Source organism: Turicibacter sp. St.80E1 (assembly GCF_059728495.1).
Genome location: NZ_AP039386.1, coordinates 1,290,861 through 1,314,361 on the forward strand (window position 1 = coordinate 1,290,861; position 23,501 = coordinate 1,314,361).

Consider the following 23,501-nt stretch of genomic DNA (forward strand, 5'->3'; position numbering starts at 1 on the left):
TTTCCGATTTAATATTTTCACAACAAGAACAAATTTTAAACGAAGGATTGCACTTATTAGCTTCTACGAACTCGTCCCGATACTTTTCACCGTTATAGTGAATTTAGCGCTTAAATGCATAGGAGACTTGCTTTTAAATAGCTTTTGATAACCGTTTATTTCTCATCATACCAAGAAGAGTTGAAATCTCTATAGCAAGACGAGAAGGTTTGGTTTTCACTCTCTAATTCGTTATGAGGTGAAGTAGGATGACTTCTTGTTTTTTTACCACCGGTGTCGTCATCGAATTGCGAGTTTTATAATATTTGCTGTTTTAACAAATTGGCAACGGGTTTCACCTCCTTTTAATTATTTTTATTCCTTCTATATTTTCAAGAAATATGTTTTTGAAGTCGTTTTAAACGCCTCTCTCACTTACGAACGACGGGTATTTGATGGATATTTTTAAAAAAATATGCGTCACTGCAAACAACTAAGTCTTTAATGACCATCTTCATTCCAAAACTGGCGTCCGTTAAGTAGATAGTTTCTCATGCTTATTCAAATCCAATTGATAAGTCCTCATATTTCCCATCTTGATCATATGAGGATTCGGATATTTTTTATGGGAGGTTGTCCATTGGTTTGAATCCCCCCCCTTTTTTCAAGCAAGCCAACTTTTTTTAACTTTTAATTCAACCTGACATTTTAGTCTCAAAAATACTATTATACCTTAAATTTCGCCATTTGATAAGTTTATCTAGAACAGGTTTCACAAATTTCGGTCAAAAATGTCGTCAACGCTTTTACAAAATGAGCCGTATCTTCCTTTGAACGTTTCCTAGGACCTTTCACTCGCTCACCCGCTTGCCTTAATTTCTTTAATGTATGCCGACGATAAAGCAGTTCATCAATATTATTTTCATCGTACTGCCGTCCATTTTGATTCAATGCATAACCACGCTTGGCTAACACCAACGCCGCTAAGCCATAATCTTGCGTAATAACCAAATCGCCAACTTCAAGTCGATTCATAATCTCGTAATCAACAGCATCCATCCCCCGCATGACCGTCACAACTTCTACCCCGTCAAAAAAAAATTCATGGGCCACATCGCAAACAATCACAACAGGAATCAAAAAAGCAGTCGCCACCTCAATCGTTTCCTTCACTACCGGACATCCATCCGCATCAATATAAATCTTCATCTTGCCCGCTCCTTTTATCAACCATTAACCATAATATTCTATTGTAGACGAAAATCTTTTTCTTTTATACAAAAATATGGTTCTTTTTTCTTCTTTATCCCTTGTTCCTTAAGATGCTCCCCTTAACCTTTCTCCTTAGAAATCGAATAAAAAAAGCAACTTACTTTCTTTCCTCATTCATCACACCAAATTTTTAAATTCCTATATTGAAAAGTTAAAATAAGAGTGTTATAATGCTTAGGCTTATAATAAAAACTAGTAGAAATGCGAAGTGAAAACATGAAAAGTTCAGCTATTGAAAAACGTATTGTTAAAATTGATCAAGCCGTTCAAGCGATGAATATTGCTAAAAAATATTTAACGAATCATGATGAAATTAAAGCGGTTGTCTTAGAGTTAAATCGTGAGCGTCAACTATTAGTCAACGATTTATACCGCGATGATAAACAAAACTATACCACTGTTCGTGAACATTTAGAAACATTAATCGATAAGCCACTAGATGCAACGATGCAAAAGGAGCTCCTTGAATATATTAAAGAGGTCTTTGGGCGTCAGGCAGCAACAGACGGTAAAACTGCAACAGGATTAAATGCCTGGTTAAAAAAATTAAATGTCACATGTGAATGGAAAACAACTCCTGATTCAGATTGGGCAACACTTGTTCTCACAGGATTTAAACCTTTCCAAAACTAAATGAAAAGAGCAACTTCTTTCTTGCAAGTTGCTCTTTTTAAATTGGCATTTTTTTCATTTTGTTTCTTTCTTCTTCCATTTTCATCAATTTTACGATATACTTATTGGCGGGAGTGTCAGAATATGACAATAATATAACATCAAAAGGAGGACATTATGGAAATGTTACAAGTTATCGGGGAAAAGATCTTAACCTTCCTTAATGCAATTATTAGTTTTGGAAATACGTATATTGGTACGTACTTACTCATCGTATTACTGCTCATCGCAGGATTTTATTTCACTTTTAAGTTGAAATTCGTACAATTTAGAATGTTTAAAGACATGATTAAATTACTCGGAGATGGTGCCTTACAATCATCAAAAGATGGAAAAGTTTCATCTTTCCAGGCGTTTTGTATTAGTACTGCCTCACGTGTTGGAACAGGAAATATTGCAGGGGTTGCCTTAGCGATTGCCGTTGGTGGAGCAGGATCTGTGTTTTGGATGTGGATTATCGCCCTTATTGGTGGTGCTTCAAGCTTCGTCGAAAGTACGCTCGCACAGATTTATAAAGTAAAAGATGCTTCTGGTGCTTACCGTGGAGGTCCCGCTTATTATATTGAAAAAGGATTAAACAAGCGTTGGCTTGGATTACTCTTCTCTATTTTAATTACGATTACCTTTGGATTTGTCTTTAATGCCGTTCAGGCCAATACCATTACAGAAGCATTCCAAACGGCGTTTGGAATGGACAAATTATTCATGGGAATTTTACTTGCGATTATTACCGCGGGTGTTATTTTTGGTGGTGTTCAACGAATTGCGAAAGTTTCAGAAATTATCGTTCCTGTATTAGCTGTCGCTTACGTTCTTGTGGCCTTATTAGTCATCGTTTTAAACATCACAAAGATTCCAGCATTAATTGGTCTGATTATTTCAGAAGCCTTTGATTTTACATCATTCGCCTCAGGTGCCTTTGGTGTGATGTTTATTCAAGGGGTTAAACGTGGATTATTCTCAAATGAAGCCGGAATGGGATCAGCGCCAAATGCAGCCGCAACTGCTGAAGTTAGCCACCCAGTTCAACAAGGATTAATCCAAACACTTGGTGTTTTTACAGATACAATTTTAATTTGTAGTTGTACAGCTTTTGTTATTTTATTATCTGGAACACACGCTGATCCTAATTTAACAGGAATCCAACTGACACAAGCTGCATTAACTTCACAAATCGGAGTAATTGGAAACTACTTTATTGCCCTTTGTATTTTACTTTTTGCTTTTAGTTCTATTATTGGAAACTATTATTATGGAGAATCGAATATCGAATTTATGAGCACGAAAAAAGGGTGGTTAATCGCCTACCGCGTTGTTGTTGTTGCAATGATTATTTTCGGATCTCTTACAAAGGTTGCCATCGTATGGGATTTAGCTGATTTATTTATGTCATTTATGGCGATTGTCAACTTAATTGCTATCTTATTACTTGGTAAATTTGCCTTTAGAGCGCTACAAAATTACACGATGCAACGTAAACAAGGAATTCAAAACCCAACGTTTAAAGCTTCAGACATTGAAGGCCTAACAAACGTTGATGAATGGAACTAACCCTTCAAGTTTAATTGAATGATCTAAAGAAGGTCCCCTGATTGGGTGACCTTCTTTTTAAAACGGCTCTTTGTCAAATCGTGTGGGTGAATAAAATCTATATATGTAATCAAGAGGAGTTGGTTCTTCCTGACTTTGGGTGATAAAACGCTTTACCTGATATAATGAAAAGATATCTTATAGGCGGAAGAAACACATTTATTTTAGCATTCATAAAAGAGTGGCATAAAAAATTAAATTTAGATGATACACAAAATGATGATTTAATTCATATTGATTCTGAAAAGGATGAAGAATTAGAGAGTGAAATGACGCTTGAAACATATGCTCGGAATGTTGGTTATATGAATTATGTAGGGTTTTGAAAGAAAAATAAAAAAAAGTAGAAATATTTCTACCTTTTTTTATTATTTAAATTATGCAATATTATTATGTTGTATACACATTTTTAATTTTCTGTTGGATGATGTTCGAATTTAATTTCTTTTATTTTTAATGGGGAAAAATTAATAATATCGTATACTGCTATATTATCGTCGTATGGTTCACTATGCGCCCCAGCAAAGGTTTGAAATTTCACTGTTAAACGATAATTAAATGGTGATGGATAATAACCTCGTTCAATTTCTATAATTTCAAAATTCCAATATTCTCGTTGATTTTCACCATAAATTTCATTTATTGATTTTTGTATAGAATCAAATAATAGTAAATCTAGTATTCGATTGTATTGTGAAAGTTTTTCTTCATTTGAGAGATGACTAAAAAATAAATTTTTATTTTCAGCTAAAATTTTAGTTGAGTTATAATTTAAAAATAAAGAAATTGAAATTAATAATAAAGACAGGATGTTTTTTGTTTTTTTCATTTTTTTCCTCACTGTTTGATGATTTTAAGATAGTGTTCATTTAGAATGGATATTTATATTATACGCTTTAATATAAAAACTATGGGAGTTGTTATTATAAAAAGCAGATTGTTATTAACATTGAGGTTAGTGGTTATGTTGGTTGTTTTTCTCAGAAAATGATATAAATATTAAAGTAGCAGTTCGTTATAATCAAGATGTTAATGCTTATAGTGGAACCAATCGTACTGCTTCTGGTAAAGTTCCGGAAGTTGGATATGCATCAGTCCATTGGGTAGGAAGTAATCGGCAAAATCCAATAATCTCTTTTGGTACATATATTTATATTGATAGTAATAAAGAATTACCTTGGAGAAACCATTTATCTCCAAGGTAATTCTTTGTACTTTTTGGGTGGGAGATTTATGAGATTTTATAATAGGAAAATAATAATACCCTTTATTTTTTGTTTTTTTTATAGTTTGTATAGGTTATTATTTTAATTTAAATCTTTCAAAAAATAATACTTCTCTTTCGTTGAAGGAAGCTTATGAATTAGCATTTAATCAAAGTAGTGAAGAAGATGTTTATCTTCATACTATGACGAGTGTTGATTTAGAAAATGTTTTTGATTTAAAAGGTGAAGAAAAGTTAATAGACAGTTCTTAAATATTAATATATTCTTGTGAAGCTTTTAAAAATTTAATCATGGGATAGAATGGGCTTCAGGTCATCATTTTATGTTAAAAGCCCTTCATTTTCAAACGAAAATGAAGGGCTTTTAACATACCAAACGAATAAGCTAATGCCGTCTCACCTGTTAAGCTAGCGCTACAAATACGGTCCCAATTGCAATTAAAACAACGCCGATGATTCCCTTCATGGTTATTTCTTCTTGGAAGATCAGCAACGAAACAACAACGGTAATCACAACTGATAATTTATCAATGGGCGCGACCTGCCATGTTTTTCCCGTTTTCAATGCGATGTTTAAAATAACCATGAAAGTGCCCCACAAATTCCAGCCCCTATTAAAAATGCAACATCCCGCTTGTACATCACAAGCTCTTTTAACTGGTGAAAGTCGCCCCGACTGAACGAAACGGCCACTAAAAATATAGCCATAATAACTGCACGCACACTCGTTGCTAACCCCGGCGTTAAATGATGAATCCCGATTTTTGTAAAAATCGTCACGAAACTTGCACTCACTGCGGCTAATAAAGCAAAAATCAACCATTGTGCCATAAAAAAATCACCTCTTTCTCTCTGGAGGTGATTATATCAAACAAAGCTCCTTATTTCTAGAACTCCATTTAGGTCTTTTATCGCATCAAGCGAAGCACTTGAATTAATGGCTGATTCACAGTTTGTGTCGTTGTTACTCGTGGAAAAACAAGGACTTGATCTTGTCCATCAAAACCATAGTGAAAGGCCAATGAACCAACTGCGCAACGTTTAGTCATCTGATCCGTTTCAAGTAAAACGGTGACGTATGGGCGGGTTTGACGAATAAAGGAAATATGCTCCTCTAAGTCTTTGAGCGCCTCATGACTCCATGGCGCCTCCGTTTGCCGTAATGAAATGACATAACCATTCAAACGCGAACCTTTACGAATGAGCGGTAAAATAAATTCATCTGTTGTCACCTGCGCGACATTTTTGGGTGTCACTGGCGTTAAAATACCGAATAAAATTCCATTTGTTTTCATGATATCAAGGGAACGTAAAACCGTTTGTTGTGTCGTTGAATCCAAGGCCTGGGTCCCCTCTAAAATAACGAGCGGTAACACATTTCCAAGTTTTGCGATGCGTTGTGCAACAACCGAAGTCACGGCAAGTCCTGTTGTTAAGACGATAAACTCGACATCATCATAAGCTTCATACACACTAAATAATCGTTCCTCTAAAAATGGGTCTCCTCCTGTTAACACCACGATATGAACACCTAAGTCCCGTGCCTCCCCTACTAAACGATGAACCTCAGAGACAGGCATCACATTTCCCGGTTGAGGTCGACAGGTACAACCACGCCCCGATAGCGGACACGTCATCCCAAGGTCTAACACTAACGCATTAGGAATCGCGACCGAATACTTTTTAGACATCTCCTCACGTGTTGAAATTCCCTCCCACAACTCCTTCACCGCAACATTTTGCAAAAAATGATTCAAACACGTTTTATTCGTATTATACATCATATTTTTGACGTATCGTTTAATCGCAGGATGCGTATCATAATACATTTTAATTTGGTCAATCACACCCTTAATCTGCGGATCGGTGATAAACGTTCCCGACATTTCATACAACTTATCAACCCCGTTATCCGGGTCTTCTTTCAAAATTTCAACAATATTTGCAACGATAAAATTTTTAGGTAACAAATTCATATTATTTAAAAAATTCATCATCTCTTCCACCCCATTTTCCCATCGATAAAACCTATATTCATTTCATTATATTGTCGATTTTTTTGATTCATACCATCTGTTTCATGATTTGCACAAAAAAATTAACAGTCTGATGGCGACAGGAATAACGGCTACCGCCCCTCTTTTTTCAGAATCCTTTAAGAAATGTGTGATAAAATGAAAGTGAGGTGATTAAAATGCGACTTTTATTAGTTGAAGATGAACGTCATTTATCGGATGCCATTGCCCATCTGTTAAAAGCGAAAAAGTATATCGTCGACTGTTGCTACGATGGCGAAGCCGGACTTGAATATGGACTCCGTGGGATTTATGATGTCATCATCCTAGATGTGATGCTCCCTAAAAGAAATGGATTTGACGTATTGAACATGATTCGTCAGTACGATGTAACGACCCCTGTCTTACTTTTAACTGCCAAAGATCAAGTTTCAGATAAAGTCCATGGTCTTGATTTAGGCGCTGATGATTATTTAACCAAGCCGTTTTCAACTGAAGAATTGCTTGCCCGAATTCGGGCCCTACTACGTCGGCAAGGCAACGTCTTAACGGAAGATTGCCTTCGGTTCAAAGAAACGTCTCTTCATCTTTCAACCCACGAACTTTGCCATGGGGAGAAAAAGATTCAACTTGGGCTAAAAGAGTTCAACTTGATGAGTTGTTTATTGCATCATAAACGGCAAATTGTCACGAAAGAGATGCTCATCGAAAAGGTTTGGGGATATGATGCTGATGTCGATTATAATAATGTTGAGGTGTATATATCCTTTCTAAGGAAAAAGCTTCAATTCATAAAGTCTCCTCTTATGATTAAGGCTGTCCGTGGCGTCGGCTACACGTTAGGAGGAGGGGAGGAGTGATTCCACATTTAAAACGACGTTTTCTTCTCATCCATCTCTCCATTTTACTGACCGTATTTTTATCTATTTTTATCAGTACCTACGGTTTGATGTCCAAAGCTGAAACGAGGCAAGCGCTAAAAATCATGGAAGAGTTGGCAAGAAACGATGGAAATCTTCCACCTCCTTTGATGAATGAGCCGAAAAAATGGGGACCCTTGAAAAAATCTCCTTTTAATCCATTACTGCTTCAATCAAGCTTCATTTTTAAAATCAATGAAGAGGGACAAATCGTCGCCTCTATTTCCCATTTGCCACCCGATACGTCCATCGAATCTCCGCAGGAACTTGTTGAAAGGGTGCTAGCCAAAGATAAGGAAACTGGAACCTTTTCCTTTGAGGGGTTTAAATTGCGTTATCTTATCCAACCACGACCGGACGGTGAAAAGCTACTTGTCTTCTTAGACCGTTCCGCCGAATTGGCAACGTTGACACAACTGACGATGATTCTTCTGGCCATTGGTGGTCTCTCACTCATTGTCCTAACCATCATTAGCTACTTTTTAGCCAACTGGGCCATTCGCCCCATTGCCAAGTCTTATGAATTACAACAACAATTTATGGCGGATGCTTCCCATGAATTAAAAACACCAATTGCTGTCATTAAAACAACACTCGAAGTGCTAACCACTCACCCTAAACAGACCATCGAGGCCTCAGAAAAATGGATCAATTACCTTCAGACAGAATCCAATCGGATGGAAAAGCTCGTAAATGATCTCCTTTTTTTAGCGAAAAGTGATAGCCAGGAAATGGAGATGACGCTTACCCCATTCTCACTCAGCGACGCTCTCATGACCGCGATTCTTCCACTGGAGTCAGTAGCCTTTGAATCCCATAAACAATTAGCGCTTGACATCGAACCTGAACTGATCGCATATGGCGATGTGACACGAATCCAACAAGTCGTCGTTATTTTACTCGATAATGCCATTAAACACGCCTTAGATGGTAGCACCATTCACATCTCTCTCAAACGACGTCCTTCTGTTTATGAACTGACCGTCCAAAACACAGGAACAGTCATTGCAACTGAAGATCTTCCTAAAATCTTTGATCGTTTCTATCGTGCCGATGCGTCGCGCACACGAGAAACAGGCGGTCATGGACTTGGACTCGCCATTGCTAAATCCATTATCACGGCACACCACGGAAATATTTTCGCAACCAGTACTTCATCTGGAAAAACAACCTTTGTTGTCACCCTACCTATCAAACCTTCCTAGACACAAGATAACGACTCTTGATTAACTGAGAAGAAAAGCGAACTGCAAAACCTATCATCGGGAAAAATTGATCATCCATGAGATGACTCCATTTCTCCCCTTTTTTATATGTAAAATTAGGTATTTAAGCGACAGGCTCGTTTACCTATTTCCACTAATCAGCGGTGGGAATCATCTTGGTACCCTAGGGGAATCCTGTCTTATCTAGGGTATTGACTAGGAATCGCGGTACTTGAGTACCGAGTCGTTCAAGATAGTTTTGATAAGAGAACATATAAAAGTGGACAAATTAATTTGTCCACTTTTATGTTTACTCCTAATAAATTAATAGCGTAATTAGGTTATATTATCTACCCCAACCATTGTCCATAATAAGCAAAAACACCAAGAACACCTCCAATAAACACTGAAACCACTACTGTTGATAAAATGACAATAGGATGATTGCAAATTTTATTAATCTGCCCTTTCATACACCCCCACCTCCTTCTATATCCGTTATTTAATACGATTATTCAGTACTTTATGTTTTTATTATAAACTACCATAAGTATCCAATCAATATTAAACTACTTACACCAGTAATACTTATAATCATACCGATGATATTCAAACTCATCATTAGCCAAAAGGCGCTTATTTCATCTATCTCCACGATTTCCTCTGAATGTCACATCCCAATATAAGAACGAATGGTATCTAAAATTCGATGGCGTATGTAAAAAGAGGTCTTTACGTCCCAAAATTTAAATAAATGAACGACGGATACTAAAGCATAAAATCATGCATTTGGCATATTCTAACCAGTCTTCTAATGGCAACTTTGAACTTGCTACAACAGATTTTATAACTGTAACTCTATTATTCTTACGATGTCAAGATGGGGATAAGTAGGCACAAAGTAAATGACTATTCACGTTGCACATTGATAACATTTGAAATCTTCTCCTTAACCTCCTCACCTCTCTAACTCTCCTTCTTACCACAAAGGCAGTCCGCATTCATCGGACTGCCTTTATTCATTTCGTTTAAAAAGAATTTAACGTAGGGGTTTTTAAGTCCGAATTCATTTCCATTTTTGGATGATCCTTTATTTCCGGTGCTTCCCTCATGTCTTTGGTCCCTCTCATCCCAGGTCCTTCTTCCATTCCAGGGCCGCGCATCCCATCACCAGTTAAAGTCCCGTTACTCGTAATCAAATCTGAAAGGGCGACTTGGAATCGTTCCTCTCCTTCGGTGTAGGTTCCGTCTTGATACACTCCGTCTGTCGCCTCTACCGAATACGTTCCCCCACTTAGCACACGATAGGTCGATTCCATCTTAAGGTCGGGTGAACTGATGATCAGGACCTGTGACGCTTTCGACGGAGAAAAAGTCACGATTTCTGCCCCCTCTTCGGACTGAATGTGAATCAACTCGCCACTTTCAAATGAATCTTGAATCACCAACGTCGGTTGCGTTGAAGTCTCGCTCGGAGTTTGCAGCATTCCGACACCTCCTGAGGCTATCAACTGTCCCCCTTGAAGATCAAATGTCTCATCAAAATCAAGAATGCCATCATGTCCACTCGTCGGCCCTTCAACAATGACCACACCGCCCGTCATGATGATTGAGCCATTTGCATCTAAACCATCTCCCGAGGCGTTGACGTAAAGCCATCCACCATTAAGTTCAATCCATCCCGATTCGCCCTCTTGTTGTGATGTTGTCGTTGGATTAAAAAAAGACATAAATCCAGAGCCATCCATTCCACCCGCGGCATTTATCCCATCATCGGTGGCGACTAATCGAATCACCCCATCATTGACTCGGACGACTTGACCTTCTAAACCTTCATAAGACGTTAAAATATCAACCGTTCCACCATTCACTTCAACCGTCTCATCTGCATGCAACCCATCATCCCCCGTTGAAAGTGTCACCTCTCCCCCATTCATCCATAATGAGCCGTTCGTGTGCAACGCATCATCCGCTGAATTAATCGTCAAACTTCCGCCTTCAATCACTAACTCCTGGCCTGCTTTCAAACCTTTAGCGCTAGGAGTAGTAGCCGTCTCGGCCGTCGCCGAGGCTCCACGATTAAAAGGAGGTTGCGACGTCGTTTCCTTTACCGCGCCTGCTTCATATCCACCACCCGTTTCAATCTTAAACGTTCCACCCTCGATGACTAACTTCGTTTGAGCCTGAATTCCATCTTGCTCTGCCACTAAATCAAAATCTCCCCCACGAATCGTAATAAATCCCTTCTCTTCATCTGCCTCTTGATCCGATTGAATGGCATCTCCCTTCGTCGTCATCTTAAACGTCCCCTCTTCAATGACAACTGAATCTTTCCCCTTTAGCCCGTGATTAGCCGACTCGATGACAAAGTTTCCATCCTCAATCACCAAATCATCCTGACTCACAATGCCATTATACGTCTTTGCATCCACCGTTAAAGAACCCGTCCCCGTTATCATTAAATCATCCTGACTAAAAATAGCCGCCTTTTCTTCCTTACTCACTTCCTCCCCATCATTCATGACCATTTGATGGGAAATAACATTTTGTGTTCCCTCCATTAGCGTGATCGTTGTCTTTGCAGACTGCGTGATTAAAATAGGCGCACCAGTGGTGGAAGAAATCTGAGTCTCATTCAAAACCAAATTCACTTCTTCTTGATTGCCAACTTCCACTTGAATCTGACCATCCTCAAGCGTTCCACTAATTAAGTACGTTCCCGCCTGTGTAATCCTCACGGTTTGGTTCGACGCCGTCGCCCCCTCCCCATCAATGGTAATCGTTTCTCCTAATTGGATGGCAGTCCCTTCTGTTAACGTCGATGACAGGGAATCTTTTATTTCGTCCGCCGAAGAAGGGGAATCCTTTACCCCCTCACATCCAGCGATTAAAGCTAGACTTAAAAACATACCTCGGTAAATTCGCTTGTTTTTCATAACAAAGGCTCCTTTATTTTCACTTTAAACCATTAATTCAGATTGAATTAATGTCACATTTAAATTGCCGTTTCGGCATCGAATCTCATCTATCAACTGTTTCTGAGACGTCGATTCATCGAGACTTAGCGTATAAGTTAACTCAAAAAGCGCCCCAAAATCCCGCGTCCGCACTTGATCTAAGTGATAAGTTAACGCATAATCCTCTAAAATTTCATCAAACGTTCCCTCATAATTCAAATCTTCTGGAACGACAATTTTTAATTTCATCGTCTTCGTTTTCATTCGCGCAAAATTTGTTACCTCAACTCCCCACATCACGACACACATGATTGCCGTAAAAATAACAGCATATCCGAGGTAGCCCATCCCTGTACAAAGTCCAACGGCCAATGTAAAAAAGACGTAAGCAATATCTTTAGGCTCCCCTGGGGCACTGCGAAAGCGAATGAGCGAAAAGGCTCCCGCTAAACTAAACGCACGAGCGACATTATTACCAACGAGCAAAATAATCACCGAAATAATCATCGGTAACATGATCAACGTAACAGCAAAACTTGGGCTATACCCCGTCTTTTTCATCGTTTTCATATACACCACACTAATGAGCGCCCCTAAAAGAAATGACGTTCCAATAATGATTAACGTATTTACTAACGTCAATGATGTCCCATCAACCGTTTGAATAATCGTTTCTAACATAACTGTTCTCTCCTTTTTTCACTAAACTGACAATGATTTAAATACTCCTGACCGTATTTTGAAAAATGTGTCGGATAAATACGAAGCTCCGATAACAGCGACGTAAACCAACTAGGGATTGCCCCTAAAATCTTAACCTCCATTAAATACTCAGAGGGGCCTAGCAATTCTGTCCCAAAATAACCCGCTTCTAGTTTTAACACCTCACGTCGTGTCAAAATATTAAAATCGAACGTCAGACGAAAATCGGGATTATCTTTTGCAAAATAGGCATATCGCTGATACCCAACATAAACCGCTTCTCGCACGCGATGATGTTTTAAATAGTAGGCGATTTCTGCCATCACTTGACTCGATTTCTCATCTTTAACTGTCGGTAAAATCCCACACTTTACAAACGCCTTGGCCTCTGCTAACGAGAGCGCCATTCGGCGTTTACTCACGATGCCCTTAATTTTTTTCTTCAACTCTAAAAAAACCTCTTCCTCCTCACTCCCCGGGATACGATAACTTCGTAAACGCAACTTTTCCTTATAATAAGGCTTCGAAATCGAATGGCGAATCACATCAAAATTCACCGTATCATAATAGACGTTATAAATGGAATAGGGCCGATGATTCTTACAATGATGATCCAATTCCATATAAACTAACAATCGTGGAATCAGTGCCTCATATTGCGCCCGGGTTAACATAAACTTTTTCTCATACCGTCTAAACGTCATTAGTTTTGCCATTGATAGACCTCCCATCTCATTTGCGATATGACTCATTGGGCCTTTCCTAACCGGCGTGTATGGATTTGAAAAGCCGCCTTCCTCTTTCATTATACCGACGAACCTTAAAGAAAACTTAAAGGTCCAATCCTTTCTCTCAAAAGTAATAAAATGGTTATAATTACCAAACAATTCTTGCCCCCCTAAAAATCTGTAATAATAGAAAAAAGAAAACGCCTCACCGGTTGAACGGTGGTATAGTACCTTCATGGTAGACAAAAAAATAAAAGCGACACTATCATCAGTTATGATAGAATCGCTTTAAGGTCTACTAAGGAGGTACTTTTCTTATGCAATCAAAACGTATTAATCGTAATTTTACTTATTCCGCACAGTTAAAATCTCAAGCGGTGCAGCTCTATTTGAAGGGGCAATCTTGTTCCTCTATTTGTGAACAATTGAAAATTCAAGATCCCAAACGGATTTATGTTTGGGCGAAAGATTTCCATGAAAAGGGAGAAGCAGCTTTTATTGACGGGCGTGGTAAAAAAGCCACGGGGCGTCCTAAAACAAAATTTATGAGTCTCGAAGAAGAGGTCGAATATTTACGTGCTCAAAATTTATTATTAAAAAAGTCAATCGAGAAAAAAAGGGGGTGTTAAATAAGCAACAACAATTTGAATTCATTCAGGAGTATTCAAAGGAGTTTTCTTTGTCTGTCTTATTTAGACTTACTTCTGTTTCACGAGCCGGATACTATAAGTGGGAGAAAAGCTGCCCTACGTCTAAAACTAATCGTGATGAGGAGCTTTATCATCTAATTTTAGAGGTGTTTAACGAATCGAATGGTACTTATGGTGTGAGAAGAATTAAACAGGCACTCCTTAACCAATACGGATGGATCGTTAATCATAAATGTATTCGTCGTATCATGCATAAATATCATTTAATTTGTGTTCTGCCTAAGCCTAAATTCAAACGTCGCCCGCAACCTCACGGGAATATTTCTAATGTTTTAAATCGCGAATTTCACGCCACCAAACCTCTTCAAAAGTTATGTATGGACATTACCTATATCAAAGTTAAAGCCCCTTATCCTAAATGGGCCTATTTATGTGCGGTAAAAGATGTGTATAATCAGGAAATTGTTGCTTACGATAGTTGTGAATCTCAAAATATGGCGCAAGTTTATCGAGTACTTGATCAGTTGAAACAACTTCCTTTAGAAGAAAACGCGATTCTTCATACCGATCAAGGCTATCAGTTTACTAATAAAAATTACATAAAAAAAGTAGCTGATATAGGACTCATACAGTCAATGTCCCGCAGAGGCAACTGCTGGGATAATGCCTGTATTGAAAACTTCTTCCGCCACCTCAAAGCAGAGATGCCATTCTTTAGTTCACCACAAACCTTAGAGGAAGTTAAACAATCCTTATCAAACTACATCCACTATTATAATACAAAACGTATTCAAAATAAATACGGTATGAGTCCAGTTGAATATAGACTTCATACCGCATAAATTCGCTTTTTATTAACTGTCTACTTGACAGGTACTACTTCACGGGAATCTCCTCCCTTTAATAGATGCGGAGCGTTGCAATAAAAAGGGGGAACCTGCCATGGAAACATCCATCAAAAAAATTAAACACGCGTATTTTATGATTAATATTTCTTACACGAGTTCGCTCGCTATTTTTGGTGCTATTTTCTATCTTTATTTACAACAGCTCGGATTTTCGTTTTTACATATTAACTTATTCGGTGGGACCTTTTGGCTCGTTAACTTTTTAACCGAGCTACCTGCCGGCGTTTTTTCTGATCGCTATGGGCGAAAAGCATCAATGATCTTAAGTGGTCTCATCCGTGCACTCGGATTATTTCTTTTATTAGTTTCTCATCATCATATCGGACGACTATTGACCGCCGCGGCTCTAACTGCTATCGGCGAATCACTAAAATCAGGGACATTAGAATCTTGGGCCTTAGATCGAATCCATGCCCTCGATCCGACTTTTGATTCCACCCAACTCTTTTCAAAGGATAAATTCTACTTAAGTGCCGCGAATCTCATCGTCACCTTCCTAGGTGCTCAACTTCTTGCCAAAATTAATCTCCAACTCCCCTTCATTCTTGCTCCCCTCCTGTTACTCCTCAATGTCCTTGTTGTCATGTGTAAAATGGATGCAAAAACTCCCTATCAGACTCAACGGCAGGCAGAGGAGGGTGAGCGTCCGACACTTCTATCCGGCATACAGGCATTTAAAGCCAACCCTTCTTTTTTTCATCTCGCCCTTTCCCTTCTTCCCTTGCAGTTCATCTTAAGTGGGCCCGCCTCACAGTGGCAACTGTTCTTTAGTCAAAAATCAGAAACACTCATCACTGGATATATTTCAATTCTCATTACACTTTGTGCCATGCTCGGACATTATTTAACGCCTAAAATAGCCTCACGATTTGAAAATAAACTTTCCTTCTTTTTGCTAACAACGAGTTTAAATGCAGGCGCTATTCTCCTAACGGCATGGTCCCGCTCATTCACGCTCGCCCTTATCTTTTTTGCTTTGCATATTGTCGCCATGTCGTCCGAACAAGTTTACCGTTACTCGGTCTTAAACAATGAAATCAAATCCTCTCATCGTGCGACTCTCCTCTCTACCTTTAATACACTTGAATCTGGATTTACCGTTCTTTGCTTCGTCTTCGTTGGGTGGTTATCCGATCAATTTTCACTTTCAACCTCATGGATCATCTGCTCCATTCTCTTGCTCCTTTCTGCTCTTCCGCAATTCCTCCATTTAATGAAACAAGAAACGTTCCAAACAAGGGACGATTCTACTACAAAAATCCCGCATAAAAAAAGAGGAAGAGCTTTCTTCCCCTTTTAATCTTTCTTAATAAAAAGTGACATTATGATAATCGATATCCACTGATACCGGTTGCGTTTTGTTACCAAGGAGCATTGGCTTAAGCAGTTGATAAGCGTAGGCACGGGCCTCTTGCTCTTCTTGATCAAAAAAGACAAAGACGTAGCGAAGCCGTTTTCCCTTTGCTTTTTTCAATTCGTAAGAGGTCGATGCATTAAAATGATTGACCGCCACCATGTAATTGACATCATCTTGCTCGTCACTAATCGTTGCCAAATGATGCGCCACGATACACGCCTCATTAATTCCAAACCAATGTTGATATAAATCATTGATTAAATCGCTGCTCGTTCCTTCCTGATAGTAACGAATTGCCTGACTATTACGCCCAAACTTTTTAACTGCCTGCTCCTTATGATTTAAGATTAAAACCTCCACTCGATTAATATTCACCAAAACCCCATCCCTTCCCTTTCCTGTCGGGGCTGACTAACTATTTAACACGTTTCACTCGACGATGGATTGACACTTTATTATATGCTCTCCGTGTACATTTGGGCACAAAAAAAGGCAAAAGACCGCCTCTTTTCATCAAATTCTCACCACCTGTTACACACCACACGCTTTAGGAATACTTTTCCTTGCCCCCCCACTATCTCATGTGTTATGATTAACTCAAACTTACAAAGGACGTGAATCCAATGAAAATACTCCTTTTTTCATTTCAACTCTTTATCCCACTTACTATGCTAATAATAGGTTTCCTCTTTTCTCAACACGTCCCCAAAACCATCAATCCGGTCTGGGGATATCGCACGACACGTTCGATGAAAAATAAGGACACTTGGGTTTTTGCCCACTACTTCTGTGGGCGTCTCTTTAAAAAATGGGGCCTCTATTTACTCGTATTCACCCTTTTAATGGGATTGATCCTCATGGGCGCAAAAGACATCCCTTTCGCTATCGGCGGTGATCTCCTTTACATTCCTCAACTCATCGTCCTCTTTATTCCAATTTTTCTAACCGAACATGCGTTAAGAAAAAACTTTGACGCCAAGGGCCAACCAATCACAAAAACCACACGCTAATCCGTGTGGTTTTTGTGTACTGACTTTAAAATTAACGTCCCTTCGGTGAGTTCTATCACGTTTAATGCTTCAAAATCACGAAGAGGTTCCTTTTCATGACTCGTCAAAAGAATGTTTCTCCCCTGACGAAGGAGTGCCTTCATCATGTTTATCATGACTTTCTTTCCCGCTTCATCCACGCCCGCAAACGGTTCATCAAAAAGATACCACTCACGTTCTAAAAAACAAATGACGATAAAAAAGAAGCATCGACGTTCTCCCCCAGAAAGTTTACCGACTTGTTTATTCTGGATTGATTCATAAGTTTCTACCCAATCATACGTTTTTAAAAAAGCGTTAAATAATTGTTCATACGCCTTTATGCCTTCTAATTGACAAATAAAATCGAGAAAATCACGCGCTCGTAATCGCGGAGAAAAGTAAAGCTGTTGATTTAAATAAACGACTGACTCATTCCCTAAAATGGTCCCTTCATACGCCGGATTAACCCCACTTAGGCAATCCAATAACGTGGATTTGCCAGCTCCATTACTTCCCGATAAATACGTGATTCCTCGTGGAATTGTTAAAGTGACCTCCTTTAAACTAGGAGGATATGATACGCGCCCAAGTTTCATTTTCATTACCTCACTTCATTAGACATCACAAAGTTCTTGAAACTTTTTCTTTGTCTCACTTTCCTCATGTCTCTTTCATGGCATCACACCCAACGAAAAAACAAACAAACCTTGCTAGGTACACCAAACTAAATAAATGATTGAAGGAGTCAGCTATTCCAACTTGTCTCCCCAATACTCCTATGATAAGATAAAAATTGAAACGCTTTACTAAAAAGGAGAATGGATATGGATGACAAGGAAACCTTAGAACGCATGCATCATCAAAAGTTATACTACTGTCATAACGAAGAACTTTTAGCACGGCAGGAACAATGTTTGGACCGTCTATATGACTTTAACCAAACACGTCCAACTGAGTTTCAAAAACGAACTGAGTTACTAAAAGAAATGTTTGCTGAAATTGGGGAAGGCTGTTATATTGAACCCCCACTCCGTGCCAATTGGGGGGGACACCACGTTCATTTTGGAAACGGAGTTTATGCAAATTTCAATTTAACTTTAGTAGATGATACCCATATTTATGTTGGAAATCATGTGATGTTTGGACCCAATGTCACGTTAGCAACGGCTGCTCATCCTATTCACCCCGAGCTTCGAATCAAGCAAGCTCAATTTAATCGTCCCATTACCATTGGAAATAATGTTTGGATTGGAGCGGGAGCTGTCGTTTTACCGGGTGTTACCATTGGGGATAACACGGTCATCGGAGCGGGGAGTATCGTCACAAAAGATATTCCTGATCATGTCGTAGCTGTCGGAAATCCATGTAAAGTATTACGAGCGATTAATGAACGCGACTATGAATACTACTTTAAGGAAATGAAAATAGACATCGATTAAATAAAACGTGAGACTCACCTCGTTATTTTTTGAATGATTAAAAGGACAAAACAGATTGTTTTGTCCTTTTTGGTTTTAATTATTTCCGCCTGTTGGAAGATAGGGAATTAAACGTCCCGCTACATTTTGCATGGTTAAAGTTTGTAAGTAAACAGTCCCTGGCCCCGTTAACTTTGTTAAAAAGAGCCCCTCTCCACCAAAGAAAATATTTTTAAATCCTTTTACGGTTTCAACTTCATATTTAACTCCGCGACTAAAGGCAACCACATTTCCAGTATCCACTTTAAGAACCTCATTTGCCTTTAGTTCTCGTTTAACGACACTTCCTGCCGTTTCTAAAAAAACCTTTCCTTTCCCGCTAATTCGTTGTAGGATAAAGCCTTCTCCACCAAACAATCCCGATGAAAAACGTTTGGTCCATTCCACACTTAAGTGGATGCTTGGTTCTCCAACTAAAAATGAGCTCTTCTGACAAATCCATTCCTCACCATTTGATAAATCAAATGCTAAAATTTGTCCGGGAAACGTTGAAGCAAACACAATCTCCTGAGCCGCAGCCATTGAAGTATAGGTTACCATGAACAGAGATTCCCCTGAAAACATTCGACCAATCCCCTTCATGAGGCCCCCTTTAACGTTTGTTTCCATTTTCATTTTATCTGACATCCACGACATCCCACCGGATTGCGTATACACCGACTCCCCCTTATCTAACAAAATCGATACACCCGGTAAATCGTTTCCGAAAATTTCATACTTCATCTTATCCCCTCCTCCGTTTAACATAACACATTTGCCCTAGTTATTCCATACAAAAAAACACCCAACCTACATAACTTACCCGAGTCCCCTACGCTAAGGTGTGAGCATAAAGAACTCTTAGTTATCCTCGTCTACTAAGGCTTGGATTCCCTAGTGCATGTGGCAAAGCCCATGCATACCCTTAACTACTAGGGCAAAGGTTCCCTGCCATTTATAAATGTTCCTAGCTCTTTGCCTTTAGCTACATAGATGCAAAAGGAATGAACTGGGGCGTCCCATCAAAGGATTGACACCATAACCCGCCCTTTTTGCTCCTTATGGCGCACACGCCTTCTAGGAGTGTTGTTTGTTCCTGGGTTAATAAATGGAATTTCTTTACGGTTTGTTCCGTTAGATAATACAGTTCATAACCAAAAATAGTAAAGTCAGTCGCCTCAAGTGGGTATGTCATCGCGAGTTGTGGTCCCTGTAATAAGACGACCTCACCTGTTTCCTCACGTAAAGCAAACGCCATTTGGTTCGCCTGCACCAATTTTTTAGAAATAAGGTTATGAACGGGCCCGTGATAACCACCCATTTCTTTTTTGACTGCCATCACTTGGTTCGTTTCCGACACCACATAGTAGACATACTGCTTATCTTCAACCGATGTCAACGTCCCCTCTTCATTTTCTAATGCGTGGACATTCATCAATTGCTTCACCTGCACAAGCGATTCATACGTTTTAGCGACTTGATCTAAATGGTGATTCAATTGTCCCAGTTTTTGATTACTTTGTTCCGCTAATGTCACAATATTATCTAAATAAACAAGTTCAAGTAATTCGTCTAAATGATGATGCAACTTTTCTATGACATCATTAAACGTTAAAATCGTTTCTTCCAGTGTTTCTAGACGTCCCGCTGCTCGATCAAACGTCTGAATTAATTCTAAAAACTCACGATCCATTCATCTCACCCCTTCATTTTCTCTATCGTGTCTATCATTCGATTGATGCCTTTCATTTGTTCAAACACGTATTTCATGTAGAGACGATTAAATCGTTTCACCCAACTAATGGGCTCCTCTCGGTCATAGACAAACGATACTAAATCAATCCCTTCCTGTTCAAACTCTGCTTTTAGCGTTTGAAACGGAATATCGGAAAAAACCCGTGCCTTTAAATACAGTAGCTGATTTTGCGCCTGACGATAACATTTCGCTGCAAGGTCGTATGCCTTTAACTGCATAAGGGCGTGACCCGCCTCTAAGTGGTGACCTTCCTTATTTAACATTAACGCCCGGCATCGCTTCACATCTTGATCAGCTCCTGCAAGATTGGAGCGCTCATACTCTAAAATCGCCTGCTCATATAACTCATGCGCTTCATATCGTTTCGCCTCTTTATAAAACTCATTATCCGTTGAAATTTGATTTAACTTCAACTCCGCCTCATCAAATGCCTCAAACATTAAAAAGTGCGGACGAAAATATTCATAAAGAAGTGAAGGCACCTTTTCCTCAATGAAACACAAATGATGTCTCGCGCGCGTGAGCGCAACATACAGAAGATTAAAATAATATCGATATTGATTTTGATATTTTACATCTGTTGTTAAAATTCGTTCCCATTCTTTGTGATAATAACTCATTACGTTGTAACAAATAATATAGTCCTTTTCAATCCCCTTAATTTCTTCAACCGTGAAAATCGCCCCTTTTAATTGGGTTAACTGTTGAAAATTACGTTTTTCCGCTTCATTTGGAACAACGATTGCCACATAGTGACGTTGAATCGCCGTCTCAAGTAATCGCATGACTTCTTTAGGTTGGGCGGAATTAAAATAATAGATCGAATGTTTAGCCTCACGAACGGCAACTTCATGATAATCATGTTTCTTTTGACGTCCAAGGTGTTCGACTCGCAAGTCGACCACTTGATTGGCCAAATCAACAACTTCTTTCGTACTTCGGTAATTTTTAATCAATTGATGTTTAATAAACCCAAGATGCGTATTCGATGTTTTTAATAAACTTTCAATTCGTCCCGTATGAAAATACGTCGGGCGAATTGTTTGATTAATATCTCCGCTAAATAACAGTTGATTTTTATTTTTAGCGAGGCGAATTAAACAATAAATTTGAATTTCTGTTAAATCTTGAATTTCATCGGCAATCACAAAATCAAACAAAGCCATCTCTTTTTGACTAACTTTTTTTAAAAATTCACGCGCCAGATCATTTTCATCAAGTAGCCCGGTTTCTTGTAGAAATGCCTGATAACGTAAAGTTAACTCATATAACCATTCGCGAGATTGCCTCGAATACACACAATATTGTTCATCAAGGGCGTAGTAAATGTTTTCATCAATCATTGGATGGGTGAGTAAATATTCATCGAGCAATTCATGCATTAACAAAATCGCCCGTGTTTCATAAGCATCTAAAAATCTTGCTTTCGCTGCGTAGAGTTTTTCAGCTTGGAGTTGAAGATCGTCCCCGCTTCGTTTCGCTAATCCTTTTTGGATTAATACATCGACCAGGTCCATCGGTATCTTTTTTTGATGGATATTGACACGATAGGTCAGCCACTCTTTTGGAATCATTCCCTTAATCAGCCCACGTATTTCTTTCCAAATATCATAAATCGGGAGATCGAGTTGACGAAGAAGGAGTGGTTGACGCTCGATGATCCACGTCCGGAACTGTTCGTAAGTGACAACATTATACTGATTGATGGTGGCCGACATGTACTCGTTAAGGGGATGAAAATTCACACGTCGAATAAGGTCATCGGCTCGATATTCGGGTGACTGTTCAATAATTTTGTGAAATAACTTCTTAGCATCCTCCACTAAATAGTTCGAGTACGTAAAGTATCCGATGTTAATCGGCTGGGTTGCCAAAATAAAAGCCTTATGTATATTAATCGTTGTTTTCCCGCTGCCCGCACTTCCAAAAATAAAGGTCGGGGCATCCTGTTCTTTTAAACACGCAAACTGTTCATCATTTAAATAATAAACAGCCCGATCTTCACGATCATCAAGAAGTTGAGCCATCGTTTGAACATCCATCACTCGGGTAATCACTCGATTAGGATCATAATCAAAATCTGCGTAACGCTGGTCAATTTCAAGTTCAATGCGCTCTTCGATCGGTTCGTATTCCAAAACGTCTTGTGAATGTAACCCAATGGTTCGACCTTGCATCGCTTGATCATCGTGGTGACAGTAATCTAAAAAAATAATGGATTGGCGATATTCAGGGCGGATTCGCATCGTATCAAAGGTAAACAACAACCGATCGCCTTTATTAATTCGTAATTTAAAAATTCGTAACCCATTTTTATTATGTTTAATTTCACGAACAGATACCCCAGCTCGCATCGAAGACATGTTAAACTTTGATGCTTCATACTCTTGCACAAACTGGCTCATTTTTTGCAAGACAAATGCCGTCTTCCCCGTCGGAATATGACTCAAAAATAGCTCGGTTATTAATATTTTGATAAAAATCCCCCTCTCTCGTCAGATTCTTTTATTTTATCAAATTCACCATAAAATGTATATGCCCACTTTATTTTTCAAGTGAATTTTAGTTCCTCGTTGAGAACGAATCTTTAAACAATAATCATACACGCATGTCTCATTAAATTATCGACCATTGATGCCCCTTTTATTCACCTCCTTTTTTAGACAAAGGCAGTGTTTTCTATCACCGTTCATCATTTATTAGCAGGAAAAACCCAATCACCCCCCTCCTTAAAGGGGATTATCATTAAAAAAACAGGCGATTAACGCCTGCTTTTTTGTACTTTATTTTCATTTAAACACCTTTAAACAGTCGTGATGATTTTATAATCGTTTAAAAATCTCCTATTGGAATCTTTGCGTTCGTCTCTTAAACTAAGGGGCTTTCCTGTATCATGAATGGATGTATCCTTACAGTCTTTCTTTTAACTTACTCGATTAAATTTAATCTGTTCGTTTTTTTTAATATAGAACAACAATCAGTCTTAGTTACTTTTCAGTATCAGTTTAGCTATTTCAAGTCTGTTATTTATTCTAAGCGGAATTTTATAATGACCTCGTCCCCTACTTACACCCATT

The 23,501-nt window shown here is 38.8% G+C and carries 22 protein-coding genes and 1 pseudogene; 10 read left to right on the plus strand and 13 right to left on the minus strand.

The genetic code is table 11. The features are described 5' to 3' along the window. Positions 1–735: 735 nt before the first annotated feature. Positions 736–1,188: a YaiI/YqxD family protein gene (locus tag AC6I0I_RS06260; RefSeq protein ID WP_161831401.1), complete on the minus strand. Its 453-nt coding sequence runs from the start codon at positions 1,186–1,188 to the stop codon at positions 736–738. A gap of 279 nt (positions 1,189–1,467) precedes the next feature. Between AC6I0I_RS06260 and AC6I0I_RS06265 the strand changes: the two genes are divergently transcribed. Together AC6I0I_RS06265 and AC6I0I_RS06270 are read left to right on the plus strand one after the other, a co-directional pair. Then, entirely contained in the window at positions 1,468–1,884 is a 417-nt protein-coding gene (locus AC6I0I_RS06265; protein WP_161831403.1) for a hypothetical protein, read from the plus strand. Positions 1,885–2,040: 156 nt separating this feature from the next. Beyond that, complete coding sequence (locus tag AC6I0I_RS06270) at positions 2,041–3,474, plus strand: alanine/glycine:cation symporter family protein (protein ID WP_161831405.1); 1,434 nt, start codon at positions 2,041–2,043, stop codon at positions 3,472–3,474. A gap of 448 nt (positions 3,475–3,922) precedes the next feature. Here AC6I0I_RS06270 and AC6I0I_RS06275 read toward each other — a convergent pair whose 3' ends face one another. After that, positions 3,923–4,342: a DUF3888 domain-containing protein gene (locus tag AC6I0I_RS06275; RefSeq protein ID WP_161832557.1), complete on the minus strand. Its 420-nt coding sequence runs from the start codon at positions 4,340–4,342 to the stop codon at positions 3,923–3,925. Between the two features lie 142 nt (positions 4,343–4,484). On the opposite strand from AC6I0I_RS06275, the gene AC6I0I_RS06280 reads away from it, so the two are divergent. Then, positions 4,485–4,718 carry a DUF8837 domain-containing protein gene (locus tag AC6I0I_RS06280; protein ID WP_161832556.1) on the plus strand — a complete coding sequence of 78 codons (234 nt, stop codon included), beginning with the start codon at positions 4,485–4,487 and terminating at the stop codon, positions 4,716–4,718. A gap of 423 nt (positions 4,719–5,141) precedes the next feature. Here AC6I0I_RS06280 and AC6I0I_RS06285 read toward each other — a convergent pair. Both AC6I0I_RS06285 and AC6I0I_RS06290 read right to left on the minus strand, forming a co-directional pair. Next, positions 5,142–5,569: pseudogene (locus tag AC6I0I_RS06285) on the minus strand (EamA family transporter). Positions 5,570–5,646: 77 nt separating this feature from the next. After that, positions 5,647–6,732: a radical SAM protein gene (locus tag AC6I0I_RS06290; protein ID WP_161832554.1), complete on the minus strand. Its 1,086-nt coding sequence runs from the start codon at positions 6,730–6,732 to the stop codon at positions 5,647–5,649. 200 nt (positions 6,733–6,932) lie between these two features. On the opposite strand from AC6I0I_RS06290, the gene AC6I0I_RS06295 reads away from it, so the two are divergent. Together AC6I0I_RS06295 and AC6I0I_RS06300 are read left to right on the plus strand one after the other, a co-directional pair. Continuing rightward, positions 6,933–7,613 carry a response regulator transcription factor gene (locus AC6I0I_RS06295; protein WP_262953585.1) on the plus strand — a complete coding sequence of 227 codons (681 nt, stop codon included), beginning with the start codon at positions 6,933–6,935 and terminating at the stop codon, positions 7,611–7,613. Positions 7,614–8,212: 599 nt separating this feature from the next. Then, complete coding sequence (locus AC6I0I_RS06300) at positions 8,213–8,878, plus strand: sensor histidine kinase (protein ID WP_445285843.1); 666 nt, start codon at positions 8,213–8,215, stop codon at positions 8,876–8,878. A gap of 350 nt (positions 8,879–9,228) precedes the next feature. Here the strand turns inward: AC6I0I_RS06300 and AC6I0I_RS06305 are convergent, their stop codons facing one another. From AC6I0I_RS06305 to AC6I0I_RS06320, 4 genes are all read right to left on the minus strand, one after another. Continuing rightward, positions 9,229–9,351 carry a hypothetical protein gene (locus tag AC6I0I_RS06305; protein WP_255421493.1) on the minus strand — a complete coding sequence of 41 codons (123 nt, stop codon included), beginning with the start codon at positions 9,349–9,351 and terminating at the stop codon, positions 9,229–9,231. Between the two features lie 555 nt (positions 9,352–9,906). After that, on the minus strand, positions 9,907–11,814 hold the full coding sequence (locus AC6I0I_RS06310) for a carbohydrate-binding domain-containing protein (protein ID WP_262953587.1): 1,908 nt from the start codon (positions 11,812–11,814) through the stop codon (positions 9,907–9,909). Positions 11,815–11,838: 24 nt separating this feature from the next. Continuing rightward, a complete protein-coding gene (locus AC6I0I_RS06315; protein WP_161832550.1) occupies positions 11,839–12,516 on the minus strand; it encodes a DUF4956 domain-containing protein in 678 nt (225 codons plus the stop codon). After that, the gene (locus AC6I0I_RS06320) at positions 12,510–13,253 is read right to left on the minus strand and encodes a polyphosphate polymerase domain-containing protein (protein WP_161832549.1); all 744 of its coding nucleotides are present in this window, start codon (positions 13,251–13,253) and stop codon (positions 12,510–12,512) included. Before AC6I0I_RS06320 ends, AC6I0I_RS06315 begins: the two co-directional genes overlap by 7 nt. Positions 13,254–13,582: 329 nt before the next feature. Here AC6I0I_RS06320 and AC6I0I_RS06325 point away from each other — a divergent pair, with 329 nt between their 5' ends. From AC6I0I_RS06325 to AC6I0I_RS06335, 3 genes are all read left to right on the plus strand, one after another. Then, complete coding sequence (locus AC6I0I_RS06325; RefSeq protein ID WP_262953588.1) at positions 13,583–13,894, plus strand: helix-turn-helix domain-containing protein; 312 nt, start codon at positions 13,583–13,585, stop codon at positions 13,892–13,894. Beyond that, complete coding sequence (locus AC6I0I_RS06330; protein WP_262953589.1) at positions 13,888–14,757, plus strand: IS3 family transposase; 870 nt, start codon at positions 13,888–13,890, stop codon at positions 14,755–14,757. The genes AC6I0I_RS06325 and AC6I0I_RS06330 overlap by 7 nt, the downstream gene beginning before the upstream one ends. A 100-nt stretch (positions 14,758–14,857) precedes the next feature. Continuing rightward, entirely contained in the window at positions 14,858–16,123 is a 1,266-nt protein-coding gene (locus AC6I0I_RS06335; RefSeq protein ID WP_161832548.1) for an MFS transporter, read from the plus strand. Here the strand turns inward: AC6I0I_RS06335 and AC6I0I_RS06340 are convergent. Then, positions 16,120–16,227: a hypothetical protein gene (locus AC6I0I_RS06340; protein ID WP_411040336.1), complete on the minus strand. Its 108-nt coding sequence runs from the start codon at positions 16,225–16,227 to the stop codon at positions 16,120–16,122. The two genes, AC6I0I_RS06335 and AC6I0I_RS06340, sit on opposite strands and share 4 nt — an antisense overlap. Before the next feature lie 576 nt (positions 16,228–16,803). Between AC6I0I_RS06340 and AC6I0I_RS06345 the strand changes: the two genes are divergently transcribed. Next, positions 16,804–17,190 carry an SdpI family protein gene (locus AC6I0I_RS06345; protein WP_262953591.1) on the plus strand — a complete coding sequence of 129 codons (387 nt, stop codon included), beginning with the start codon at positions 16,804–16,806 and terminating at the stop codon, positions 17,188–17,190. Here the strand turns inward: AC6I0I_RS06345 and AC6I0I_RS06350 are convergent. Then, on the minus strand, positions 17,187–17,807 hold the full coding sequence (locus AC6I0I_RS06350) for an ATP-binding cassette domain-containing protein (protein ID WP_262953592.1): 621 nt from the start codon (positions 17,805–17,807) through the stop codon (positions 17,187–17,189). The two genes, AC6I0I_RS06345 and AC6I0I_RS06350, sit on opposite strands and share 4 nt — an antisense overlap. 228 nt (positions 17,808–18,035) lie before the next feature. On the opposite strand from AC6I0I_RS06350, the gene AC6I0I_RS06355 reads away from it, so the two are divergent. Beyond that, positions 18,036–18,650, plus strand: a complete 615-nt coding sequence (locus AC6I0I_RS06355; RefSeq protein ID WP_262950588.1) for a sugar O-acetyltransferase — start codon at positions 18,036–18,038, stop codon at positions 18,648–18,650. Positions 18,651–18,725: 75 nt separating this feature from the next. On the opposite strand, the gene AC6I0I_RS06360 is transcribed toward AC6I0I_RS06355, so the two are convergent. The 3 genes from AC6I0I_RS06360 to AC6I0I_RS06370 all read right to left on the minus strand — a co-directional run bounded on the left by AC6I0I_RS06360 (position 18,726) and on the right by AC6I0I_RS06370 (position 22,817). Then, complete coding sequence (locus tag AC6I0I_RS06360; protein ID WP_161832539.1) at positions 18,726–19,412, minus strand: TIGR00266 family protein; 687 nt, start codon at positions 19,410–19,412, stop codon at positions 18,726–18,728. Positions 19,413–19,653: 241 nt separating this feature from the next. Next, the gene (locus AC6I0I_RS06365) at positions 19,654–20,361 is read right to left on the minus strand and encodes a hypothetical protein (protein WP_161832538.1); all 708 of its coding nucleotides are present in this window, start codon (positions 20,359–20,361) and stop codon (positions 19,654–19,656) included. Positions 20,362–20,366: 5 nt separating this feature from the next. Then, positions 20,367–22,817, minus strand: coding sequence for a UvrD-helicase domain-containing protein (locus AC6I0I_RS06370; protein WP_497993475.1), 2,451 nt, complete (start codon positions 22,815–22,817; stop codon positions 20,367–20,369). Positions 22,818–23,501: the final 684 nt, after the last annotated feature.

Coding starts and splice junctions, on each gene's coding strand:
- AC6I0I_RS06345 (WP_262953591.1), top strand. CDS start 16,804: ATGAAAATACTCCTTTTTTCATTTCAACTCTTTATCCCACTTACTATG.
- AC6I0I_RS06335 (WP_161832548.1), top strand. CDS start 14,858: ATGGAAACATCCATCAAAAAAATTAAACACGCGTATTTTATGATTAAT.
- AC6I0I_RS06295 (WP_262953585.1), top strand. CDS start 6,933: ATGCGACTTTTATTAGTTGAAGATGAACGTCATTTATCGGATGCCATT.
- AC6I0I_RS06320 (WP_161832549.1), bottom strand. CDS start 13,253: ATGGCAAAACTAATGACGTTTAGACGGTATGAGAAAAAGTTTATGTTA.
- AC6I0I_RS06305 (WP_255421493.1), bottom strand. CDS start 9,351: ATGAAAGGGCAGATTAATAAAATTTGCAATCATCCTATTGTCATTTTA.
- AC6I0I_RS06290 (WP_161832554.1), bottom strand. CDS start 6,732: ATGAATTTTTTAAATAATATGAATTTGTTACCTAAAAATTTTATCGTT.
- AC6I0I_RS06365 (WP_161832538.1), bottom strand. CDS start 20,361: ATGGATCGTGAGTTTTTAGAATTAATTCAGACGTTTGATCGAGCAGCG.
- AC6I0I_RS06325 (WP_262953588.1), top strand. CDS start 13,583: ATGCAATCAAAACGTATTAATCGTAATTTTACTTATTCCGCACAGTTA.
- AC6I0I_RS06265 (WP_161831403.1), top strand. CDS start 1,468: ATGAAAAGTTCAGCTATTGAAAAACGTATTGTTAAAATTGATCAAGCC.
- AC6I0I_RS06350 (WP_262953592.1), bottom strand. CDS start 17,807: ATGAAACTTGGGCGCGTATCATATCCTCCTAGTTTAAAGGAGGTCACT.
- AC6I0I_RS06310 (WP_262953587.1), bottom strand. CDS start 11,814: ATGAAAAACAAGCGAATTTACCGAGGTATGTTTTTAAGTCTAGCTTTA.
- AC6I0I_RS06355 (WP_262950588.1), top strand. CDS start 18,036: ATGGATGACAAGGAAACCTTAGAACGCATGCATCATCAAAAGTTATAC.
- AC6I0I_RS06360 (WP_161832539.1), bottom strand. CDS start 19,412: ATGAAGTATGAAATTTTCGGAAACGATTTACCGGGTGTATCGATTTTG.
- AC6I0I_RS06260 (WP_161831401.1), bottom strand. CDS start 1,188: ATGAAGATTTATATTGATGCGGATGGATGTCCGGTAGTGAAGGAAACG.
- AC6I0I_RS06300 (WP_445285843.1), top strand. CDS start 8,213: ATGGCGGATGCTTCCCATGAATTAAAAACACCAATTGCTGTCATTAAA.
- AC6I0I_RS06270 (WP_161831405.1), top strand. CDS start 2,041: ATGGAAATGTTACAAGTTATCGGGGAAAAGATCTTAACCTTCCTTAAT.
- AC6I0I_RS06315 (WP_161832550.1), bottom strand. CDS start 12,516: ATGTTAGAAACGATTATTCAAACGGTTGATGGGACATCATTGACGTTA.
- AC6I0I_RS06275 (WP_161832557.1), bottom strand. CDS start 4,342: ATGAAAAAAACAAAAAACATCCTGTCTTTATTATTAATTTCAATTTCT.